This window comes from Sphingopyxis sp., from assembly GCF_035250425.1.
Lineage (GTDB): Bacteria > Pseudomonadota > Alphaproteobacteria > Sphingomonadales > Sphingomonadaceae > Sphingopyxis.
On record NZ_DATFFD010000078.1, the window covers coordinates 1 to 9,520 of the forward strand.

The 9,520-nt window shown below is 65.8% G+C and carries 10 protein-coding genes; 9 read left to right on the forward strand and 1 reads right to left on the reverse strand.

The features are described 5' to 3' along the window. Positions 1-237: 237 nt before the first annotated feature. The 8 genes from VJ811_RS04800 to VJ811_RS04835 all read left to right on the forward strand — a co-directional run bounded on the left by VJ811_RS04800 (position 238) and on the right by VJ811_RS04835 (position 7,618). Positions 238-1,917, forward strand: a complete 1,680-nt coding sequence (locus VJ811_RS04800; protein WP_324071138.1) for an AMP-binding protein — start codon at positions 238-240, stop codon at positions 1,915-1,917. Between the two features lie 135 nt (positions 1,918-2,052). Further along, positions 2,053-2,487 (forward strand): MerC domain-containing protein, encoded by a 435-nt coding sequence (locus VJ811_RS04805; protein WP_324071139.1) that lies wholly within the window; start codon positions 2,053-2,055, stop codon positions 2,485-2,487. Positions 2,488-2,588: 101 nt separating this feature from the next. Beyond that, positions 2,589-3,053, forward strand: a complete 465-nt coding sequence (locus tag VJ811_RS04810) for a Fur family transcriptional regulator (RefSeq protein WP_324071140.1) — start codon at positions 2,589-2,591, stop codon at positions 3,051-3,053. 31 nt (positions 3,054-3,084) lie between these two features. Then, positions 3,085-3,924, forward strand: a complete 840-nt coding sequence (locus VJ811_RS04815) for a hypothetical protein (protein WP_324071141.1) — start codon at positions 3,085-3,087, stop codon at positions 3,922-3,924. Between the two features lie 70 nt (positions 3,925-3,994). Then, the gene (locus VJ811_RS04820; protein ID WP_324071142.1) at positions 3,995-5,518 is read left to right on the forward strand and encodes a fumarate hydratase; all 1,524 of its coding nucleotides are present in this window, start codon (positions 3,995-3,997) and stop codon (positions 5,516-5,518) included. Positions 5,519-5,610: 92 nt separating this feature from the next. Further along, entirely contained in the window at positions 5,611-6,957 is a 1,347-nt protein-coding gene (locus tag VJ811_RS04825; RefSeq protein WP_324071143.1) for a M20/M25/M40 family metallo-hydrolase, read from the forward strand. 27 nt (positions 6,958-6,984) lie between these two features. Continuing rightward, positions 6,985-7,146 (forward strand): hypothetical protein, encoded by a 162-nt coding sequence (locus VJ811_RS04830; RefSeq protein WP_324071144.1) that lies wholly within the window; start codon positions 6,985-6,987, stop codon positions 7,144-7,146. A 10-nt stretch (positions 7,147-7,156) separates the two neighbouring features. Next, entirely contained in the window at positions 7,157-7,618 is a 462-nt protein-coding gene (locus tag VJ811_RS04835; RefSeq protein ID WP_324071145.1) for a VOC family protein, read from the forward strand. A 138-nt stretch (positions 7,619-7,756) separates the two neighbouring features. Here the strand turns inward: VJ811_RS04835 and VJ811_RS04840 are convergent, their stop codons facing one another. Beyond that, entirely contained in the window at positions 7,757-8,938 is a 1,182-nt protein-coding gene (locus VJ811_RS04840) for a DUF481 domain-containing protein (protein ID WP_324071146.1), read from the reverse strand. 133 nt (positions 8,939-9,071) lie between these two features. Here VJ811_RS04840 and VJ811_RS04845 point away from each other — a divergent pair, with 133 nt between their 5' ends. Continuing rightward, on the forward strand, positions 9,072-9,347 hold the full coding sequence (locus VJ811_RS04845; protein WP_324071147.1) for a hypothetical protein: 276 nt from the start codon (positions 9,072-9,074) through the stop codon (positions 9,345-9,347). The last annotated feature ends 173 nt before the right edge of the window (positions 9,348-9,520 follow it).

Genomic DNA, 9,520 nt, shown 5'->3' on the forward strand with positions numbered 1-9,520 from the left:
CGGGCGGCGCCGGCGGTCCCTTGTCCTTCGCGGCGGCCGGAACGGCGAGCGCGCAGGCGAGAAGGACGAGCGGCGCGGCGACGCGCGATGACAGCTGCAGCATGGCAAAACCCCTGGCGAAGACAATATGCGCTGCCTAGCGGTCCGGGCTGCGCGCCGCAAGCGAGCCCGGTTGCAAATCACCTTACTGACCCTAGTGTAAGGAACGCAACATCTTGCCGAAGGATATCACCCCCGATGGACAGCCGCTTTTCCTGGTCGACCGGTTATCGACATCCCACGACCTGGGACCAGGAGTTTGCTCCGCTGTCGCTGCCCGACATGCTCGCCGCCAGCGCCCTGCGCCGCGGCGATGCGCCGATGCTCGATTTCCTCGGCCGCCAGTTCAGCTATGCCGAGGTCGCGCGCGGCGCCGCCCGCGTCGCACGCGGATTACAGCTGCAGGGTATCGGCAAGGGCAGCCGCGTCGGCCTGTTCCTCCCCAACGTCCCGCATTATGTCGCCGCCTATTATGGCGCGCTCGCCGCCGGGGCGACGGTGGTCAATTTCTCGCCGCTCTATACCGTCGCCGAGCTCGAGGCGCAGGTCGAGGATTCGGGCACCGACACATTGTTCACGATCAGCGCCGCGGCGCTGCTTCCGACCGCGCTCAAGGTGCTCGACGGGTCGAGCCTCAAACAGCTCGTCGTCGGGTCGGTCGCGGGCGGGCTGCCAGCTGCGAAGTCGCTACTCTATCGCCTGCTCAAGCGCAGCGAGGTCGCGGCGCTGCCTGCCGACCCGCGCGTTATCCGTTTCTCGGCGCTCATCGACAATGACGGCAAACCCGAACCGGCCCTGATCGACGCCGAAAGGGACATCGCGCTGATCCAATATACCGGGGGCACCACCGGAACTCCAAAGGGGGCCAAGCTGACGCATCAGAATCTGACCGCCAATGCGCGCCAGGTGAACGCGATCGACCCCGACCATGACGCCGCCGATCGCATCCTCGGCGTCCTCCCCTTCTTCCACGTCTTCGCGAACACCTGCGTGCTCAACCGCACGATCCTCAACGGCGGATCGATCACGATGCTGCCGCGCTTCGATGCGAAGCAGGCGCTCGACGCGATCACGCGCACGAAAACCACCGCGCTCCCGGGCGTGCCGACGATGTACCAGGCGCTGCTCGATCACCCCGATCTGGCGAAGACCGACTTCTCCAGCCTGCGCATCTGCATTTCGGGCGGTGCCCCGATGCCCGCCGAGCTGCGCGAAAAATTCGCCGCCGCGACCGGTGCCTCGCTCGTCGAAGGCTATGGCCTCACCGAAAGCTCGGGCGTCGTCGCGACGAACCCCTATGAAGGCCCGATCCGGCCGGGCACGATCGGCCAGCCGCTCCCCGCGACGCACATCCGCCTGCTCGACAAGGAGGATCCGTCGAAGGATGCCCCCGACGGCGAGCCCGGCGAGCTTGCGGTGAAGGGGCCGCAAATCATGCAGGGCTATTGGAACCGGCCCGACGCCGACCCAAAGCCTGATATGGACAGCTTCACCGACGACGGCTGGTTGCGCACCGGCGACGTCGCGGTGATCGAGGCGGATGGCTATATCCGCATCGTCGACCGGTTGAAGGACATGATCGCGGTCGGCGGGTTCAAGGTCTATCCGAGCGTGATCGAGGCGCATCTCTACGAACATCCCGCGGTGAAGGAGGCGATCGTCCTCGGCGTCCCCGACACCTATCGCGGCGAGGCGCCCAAGGCGTTCGTCACGCTGGAGGACGGTTTCCAGGTGAGCGGCGAAGCGCTCGCCGCATGGCTCAACCCCCAGCTCGGCAAGCATGAGCGGGTGAAGGCCGTCGAGGTGCGGCTGAATCTGCCCAAGACGATGATCGGCAAGCTCGACCGTAAGGCATTGAGGGCGGAGACCGGAGCTTAATCCCCCTCTTCGTCACTCCCGCGAAGGCGGGCGTTTAATAAACCTCGAGGAGATATGAATTGTTACAATGAGACATTGTAACCTCTGTCATGATATGCCATATCAACCTTCGCAATTGCACCAACGGAGAATCGGGTGACCCAAGTCGCCAGCCCTGCCCCTGTCCTGACGCGCTTCAGCGCGCTGGTCCGGGCTGCGCGCGATTCGCGTCCGCTGACATCCTTGAGCGGCGACCAGCTGGCGATGGGCCTGTCGGGGCTCTGCCTCGTCCATTGCCTCGCGACGACGATCTTCTTCGCCTCGATCGCCTCGGTCGGCGGGGTGTTTCTCGACAATCACTTGTTCCACGAAATCGGACTCGTCATCGCGATCGGTTTTGCGCTGATCACCCTCGTGTCGGGCGTGCTCAGCCATGGCTATATGATGCCCTTCGCGGTCGGCAGCTTCGGGCTCGGGATGATGGCGGGCGCGCTGTCGCGGCCGCACGACGGCAGCGAGGTGATCGCGACGATGATCGGCGTCGCGGTCGTCGCGCTCGGTCACGACCTCAACCGCCGCGCGCGGCACTGATTCCACCGCATCGGAGATGTCCGCAACTTGCGGGCGCTCCCTAAACAGCCTACATTGCGACGATAGTTAGCGTGGGATTATCCGGCGCAAGGAAAACGCCAATGGGCAAGCATGACCATCCGCACGTCGAGGCCAGCGGCGCCTCGCTCGCCAAGGCGGCGCAGAGCGCGCTCGAGGGCGCGGGCGAAGCATGGACCGACATGCGCGCGCAGATTTTCGACGCGGTCGCCGAAATCGGCAAGCCCGCGAGCGCCTATGAAATCGCCGACATCGTCTCGCAGAAACGCGGCAAGCGCGTCGCGCCGAACAGCGTCTATCGCATCCTCGACCTGTTCGTCGCGAACAACCTCGTCCGCCGCGTCGAAAGCGCCAACGCCTTTGTCGCGAACAGCCATCCCGGCTGCCTCCACGACTGCATCTTCCTGATCTGCGATACGTGCGGCAGCGCGGTGCATGTCGACAATGACAAGATTTCGGGCGGCGTCCGCGCCGCGGCCGAGGCGACGGGCTTCGCCGCCGAACGCCCGGTGATCGAAGTGCGCGGCAAATGCGCCGAGTGCCAATAAGGTGAGCGAGCGCGCTCGACCGGACGGTTGAATGCCGATCGGGGGGCTCCAGCATTGGATCGAGGCGCAGCGGTCGCGGCCGGCCGCGCCGACACGCGCGTGGGTCTGGACGCTGGCGTTCGGCATCGCCGCGCTCCTCTTCGGCCTTCACTTGGGGCAGGTTTTTCCGCAAACCGGCCATGATATCGCGCCCGGCTATGGCGCGCCCGTCCTTGCCTTCGAATTCGCCGGCGGTCAGGCCGACCTCGAAGCGATCTTCGGCTTCTATACCGACCCCGAGCAGGTCACGCGTCTCGCCGCGATGCGGACGGGCAACGAGCGCGACTATCTCTATATGCTGCTCTACGCCGGCTTTCTCGCCAGCGGGTGCATCGCACTCTGGCACGAACTCCGCCGCCGCGCGCTTCTTGCCGCCGCCGTGCTGCCGGTCGCCGCGGCGCTATGCGACGCATGGGAGAATTACCTGCTTTTCGACATCCAGGCCGCTTTCACGCTCGGCGACTATTCGCCCGCGATGGCGAGTCTGCCCTATCCCGTCGCCGCCAAATTCCTGCTGCTTGCCTCGACCAATGTCATGATCGGCGCTGCGGCGACGCAGATCGGGCGCTGGTGGGCGCTGTTCGGGACGATCGCGATCCTCGCCACGATCCCGACCGTGATGGCCATCATCACCCCCGCCGCCTTCGCCTGGGCGCTGATCCCATCGGCGGCGGGCGGCTGGCTGCTGCTCCTCGCGCTCGCCGCGGCGGGCAGTTGGCGGGCGTTCGCCCGCAAGCGTCCGCTTGTCGATTTGGGTGATGCGGCTCCCGTGTCCGACGAACCGCAACCCGTCTCACCGGCCCGCCGCGTCTTCGGCCGCCGCCGCACCTGACCCCTTGTCCACCCCGGCCGTGCAGGTCTAGGGAGGCCGCGAATCCTTAAAAAAGGGCGAAAGGCTGCACATGAACACCGTGATCATCCGCGAAGACGACCTCATCGAAACGATCGCCGACGCGCTCCAGTACATCAGCTATTTCCATCCGATGGACTATATCCGCGCCTTGGGCGCCGCCTATGAACGCGAAGTCTCGCCCGCCGCGAAGGACGCGATGGCGCAGATCCTGTCGAACAGCCGCATGTGCGCCGAGGGGCATCGCCCGATCTGCCAGGACACAGGCATCGTCACCGTCTTCATCAAATGGGGCATGGACTGCCGCCTCGACAGCCCCCGCAGCCTCCAGCAGGTCGTCGACGAGGGCGTGCGCCGCGCCTATCTCCACCCCGACAACAAGCTCCGCGCCTCGATCCTTGCCGACCCGGCGTTCAGCCGCGTCAACACCAAGGACAACACGCCGTCGGTGCTCAACGTCGAGATGGTCCCCGGCGCGAAGGTCGTGATCGACGTCGCCGCGAAGGGCGGCGGCAGCGAGAACAAATCCAAGTTCAAGATGATGAACCCGTCGGATTCGATCGTCGACTGGGTGCTCGAAATGGTGCCGCAGATGGGCGCCGGCTGGTGCCCGCCAGGCATGCTCGGCATCGGCATCGGCGGCACCGCCGAAAAGGCGATGCTGCTCGCCAAGCAGTCGCTGATGGACCCGATCGACATGACCGAACTGCTCGCGCGCGGGCCATCGAACCCGACCGAGGAACTGCGCATCGAGCTCTATGAAAAGGTCAACGCGCTCGGCATCGGCGCGCAGGGGCTCGGCGGTCTCGCGACCGTGCTCGACGTCAAGATCGCCGACTGGCCGACCCACGCCGCGTCGAAGCCCGTCGCGATGATCCCCAATTGCGCCGCAACAAGACATGCCCATGTGACGCTCGACGGCAGCGGCCCCGCCTTTCTCGAACCGCCTGTGCTCGCCGACTATCCGCAGATCGACTGGGCGCCCGACAAGGCGGCGATCCGCGTCGATCTCGACAATCTGACCCCCGAGGTCGTCGCAAGCTGGAAACAGGGCGACCGGCTCTTGCTCAACGGCAAGATGCTCACCGGCCGCGACGCCGCGCACAAACGCATCGCCGACATGCTCGCGAAGGGCGAAGAGCTCCCCGTCCAGTTCAAGGGTCGCGTCATCTATTATGTCGGCCCCGTCGACCCGGTCGGCGAGGAAATCGTCGGCCCCGCAGGACCCACGACCGCGACGCGCATGGACAAGTTCATGGACATGATGCTCGATCAAGGCCTGCTCGCCTGCGTCGGCAAGGCCGAGCGCGGTCCCGCCGCGACGCAATCGATCGCCAAGCACAAGAGCGCCTATCTGATGGCCGTGGGCGGCGCGGCCTATCTCGTGGCGCGCGCGATCAAGGGCAGTCAGGTCGTCGGCTTCGCCGACCTTGGCATGGAGGCGATCTACGAGTTCGAGGTCCAGGATTTCCCCGTCACCGTCGCGGTCGACAGCGAAGGCCAGAACGTCCACGTCAACGCACCGATGCTGTGGCAGAAGCGGATCAAGGACGAGGGGCTGCTGGAGAGGGCGTAACGCGCCCGTAACGGTAAGTCCCCGACACGACCTTGCGTTTCCTCGCCGATGCGGCACATTGCTTCGCATACGAAGCAGGCAGGGGACGCAGGATGGATTTCCGTGAGCTTAACCGACTGAACCGCCGCGACATGTTGCGCGGCGCCGCGATACTCGGGGCGGGCGCCACCTTCATGCAACCGCTCCCGCTCTGGGCGCAGTCGGGAACGATGACCGACATCCGCAAGGCCGCCGAGGCGGGCAAGGACGCCTCGATCAAGCGCATCCGCGACTGGATCGCCCTACCCTCGATCGCCGCCGAGAACCGCAGCATGGCAGAGGGCGCGGCCTATATGGCCGAGCTCGCGAAGGACGCGGGCTTCACCAATGTCGAGATCGTGCCGACAGACGGCCATCCCGGCGTCTTCGGCGCGATCGACGTCGGCGCGAAGCGCACGCTCGGCATCTATTTCATGTACGACGTCAAACAGTTCGACCCGGCCGAATGGTCGTCGCCGCCGCTCGAGGGCAAGATGGTCGAGCGCCCCGGTTTCGGGCAGGCGATCATGGGCCGCGGCGCGGTGAACCAGAAGGGTCCCGAGGCGACCTTCCTCGCCGCGCTCCACGCGATCCGCGCTGCCGGGCGCAAGCTGCCGGTCAACATCGTCCTCGTCTGCGAGGGCGAGGAAGAGATCGGATCGCCGCACTTCCGCCAGATCGCGACCAAGCCCAACATCCTCGCCGCGCTCAAGAAATGCGAGGGCATCTTCATCCCCTTCGCGTCGCAGGGCAAGACCGGCAACGTCACCGTCAACCTCGGCTCCAAAGGCATCATCGAACTCGAACTGATCGCGAGCGGCGAGAAATGGGGCCGCGGGCCAAAGGGCGACGTGCATTCGAGTCTCAAAGCCATGGTCGATTCGCCCGCGTGGCGGCTGGTACAGGCGCTCCAGACGCTGGTCACCCCCGATGGCAACAAGCCCGCGATCGAGGGCTGGTACGAAAATGTCCGCCCGCTCACCGACCGCGAAAAGACGCTGATCCGCGAAGCCGCGAAGGCAGGCGACGAGGCGCAGCAGAAGGCCGCGCTCGGCGTCACCCACTGGATCGACAATCTCTCCTATCCCGACGCGCTCACCCGCCTCGCGCAGGAGCCAACGGTCAATATCGAAGGGCTCGTCGCGGGCTATACCGGCCCCGGCGGCAAGACGGTGCTGCCCGGAAAGGCGGTCGCGAAACTCGACCTCCGCCTCGTCCCCAACCAGACGCGCGCCGAGGCCGAAAAGAAGCTGCGCGCGCATCTCGACAAACATGGCTTCACCGACGTCGAGGTGAATGTGTCGGGCGGCTACGACCCGACCGAAGTCGCCGAGGACAGCCGCCTCGTCCGCTCGGAGCTCGCGACCTATAAGAAGCTCGGCGTCGCGACGAGCCTCAACCCGCGGATGGCGGGCAGCTAGCCGGGCTCGACCTTCACCGCGCCACCGGTGTCGATCCCCGCGGCGCATTTCGGCATCGGCCACGGATCGGGCGCGCACGCCCCCGACGAATATTTCCTCATCGATTCGACCAATCCCAAGGTGGCGGGACTCGTCGACGCGACGATGGGCTTCGCCGAATTCCTCTACGTGCTGGCGAGCGTCAAATAAGGACCGGCAAATGAACGACCTCAACGGCGTCGCGCATGTAATCCTGACCGCGGGCGATTTCGGACGATCGACCGCCTTCTGGCGCGCGATGATCGGCTATCTCGATCTCAAGATCGTGCTCGACAGCGACTATATGCTCTATGGCGTGGGCGGCCGCACCGCGATCGGCATTCGCACGGGCAGCCCCGAAAACACCGGAAAACGGTTCGATCAGGGCGCACCCGGGCTGCACCACGCCTGTTTCCGCATGCGCGACCGCGCCGCGGTCGACGCCGTCGGCGCCTTCCTGAAAACCCGCGACGATATTCATATCGTCCATGCGCCGCAGGAAGAGCCCTGGGCACCCGGCTATTATTCGATCCTGTTCGAGGATCCCGACGGCATCCGGATCGAGTTCAACCATGTGCCCGGCGCCGGCCTGCTTGCCGAAGGCGAGCAGATCGGCGGGGCCGACGCGTTCGACGGGAGTTGAATCGGATCCTCCCTATGGCGGCGCCATGGGGAGGTGGCAGCGCGAAGCGCTGACGGAGGGGTAATGACGCGACGTCGAAACCCCTCCACCACCCGCTTTGGGGGCGATCCCCCTCCCCATCTGCGACGGGGAGGATCTTTAGAAGCCGTACACCAGGGTGAAGCGCGTCTGCGTGTCGACGCTCTCGATCCCCGGCGGCGGGCTAGTGTCGATCTGCGCCGAATAGGCGATGCGCGCCGACAGCGCGCCGGTCAGCTTGGCGCTGAGCGCGGTCTGCGAGCTGGTCGACCCGTTGGCCTCGCCGATGATCGTCGACGCGACCTGCGTCAGCCGCAGCGTCGGCGATATCTGCCAGCCGAAATCGAGCCCCGCGAGCGCGGTCAGTTCGGTGTCCTCTTCGCCGTCCACGAAGTCGGTCTGGCGAAACGCCGGCCCGCCCTTCAGGCTCAGCGTCATCTTCTTGCTGTCGAAGACCTTGTAACCGAGCCCGCCCGACAGGTTCCAGCGCGTGTCATAGCCGAGGATCCGGTCATGTTCCCAGCGTCCGAGGCCAAATGCAAAGGTGCGGTCGTTGATCCGATATTGCGGCTCCACCTCGGTCAGATAGCGTTCGACCGAGGTCTTGCCGCCCGTGCGCTGATAATCGGCCTGCGCGCGAAACTTGTGCGTCCAGTCGATCCCTTTGCGCGCGAGCGCGACGCCGGCGCTCAGCCCCACGGACTCGGTGTTGCCACTGCTCTGCGACGCGCCGATCTGCCCCTCGCCCTTCCAGTTCTGCCAGAATTTCGCCGCCGCCAGCCTGGCGCGCTCGGCCGCCGCCGCCTCGTCCCTCAGGCGCTTTCGTTCGGCGCGATAAGCGAGGAGCCGTTCCTCGATCTGGGCCGCATTCTCGGGATTGGTTTCCTTCGCGAGCTTTGCCACCGCCTCGACTTCGGCATCCTTGGCAGTCGCCATTGCGGCCGCGAGCATATTGCCCACCGGGTCGGGCGGCGTCTCGGGGGGATGCTCGCTGCGATAATATGCGAGGAGCGCGTCGATTTCGCCGATACTGCGCGGGTTGGTCCGTCTGGCGACCTTGGCCACCGCTTCGACATCGTCATTGTCGCCGCTCGCAAAGGCGGCGTCGATCATCGCGCGCACTGCGCCGGGCAATACCGGGTCGGGCTCCATCATTGCCGTGGGAACCGGATTGGCGAGCACCGGGTCGACAAGCACGGGATTCGGCTGCGGCGGGTCGACCGGTTCCTGCGCCGCATGCGCCGACGGAACGGCAAGAGCAAGCAGCAGGCAAAGCGTGGCCAGGCGGGGGAGAGCTGTCACCGAAGACGTCCTTCTTGCGGGGGCGGAAGCCGGGTTCGTTCGATCGTCCGCGCGGGGCCGGCGCGCGTATGATGCGCCCCTATAACCCGAAAGTTTCTGGTATTTCCACCCCGGCCGCCCCATCTGCAATCCTATGCTCATCGCGATGATCGCCATCTTCTGCGCCGGCATCGGCAATTTCGCGATGCACCGCGCCTTCATGGAAAGCGACGATCCGCTGATCCAGCAGATGGTCAAGCCGCTCGCCGACAAGGCCGGGCCGAACATCACCTATGTCTTCGAATATCTACTGCTCGTCGGCGCGATGGCGATCGCGACGCGAAACTGGTTCGCCGCGCTGATGCTCTATGGCCTCTATACGATCTTTAACGCGATGGCGTTCAGCTGGATCATGCAAAGACCGCGGTAAAGGGAGCGGGGCGGGTAACGACCGGTTGCGGACGTTTTAGTTCCTCCCCGGAACGGGGAGGGGGACCGCCGCCGTAGGCGGTGGTGGAGGGGTCGGGACGGTGCGTCTTGACGAGAGGTTTCGACCCCTCCGTCAGCCCTGCGGGCTGCCACCTCCCCGTTCCGGGGAGGAAC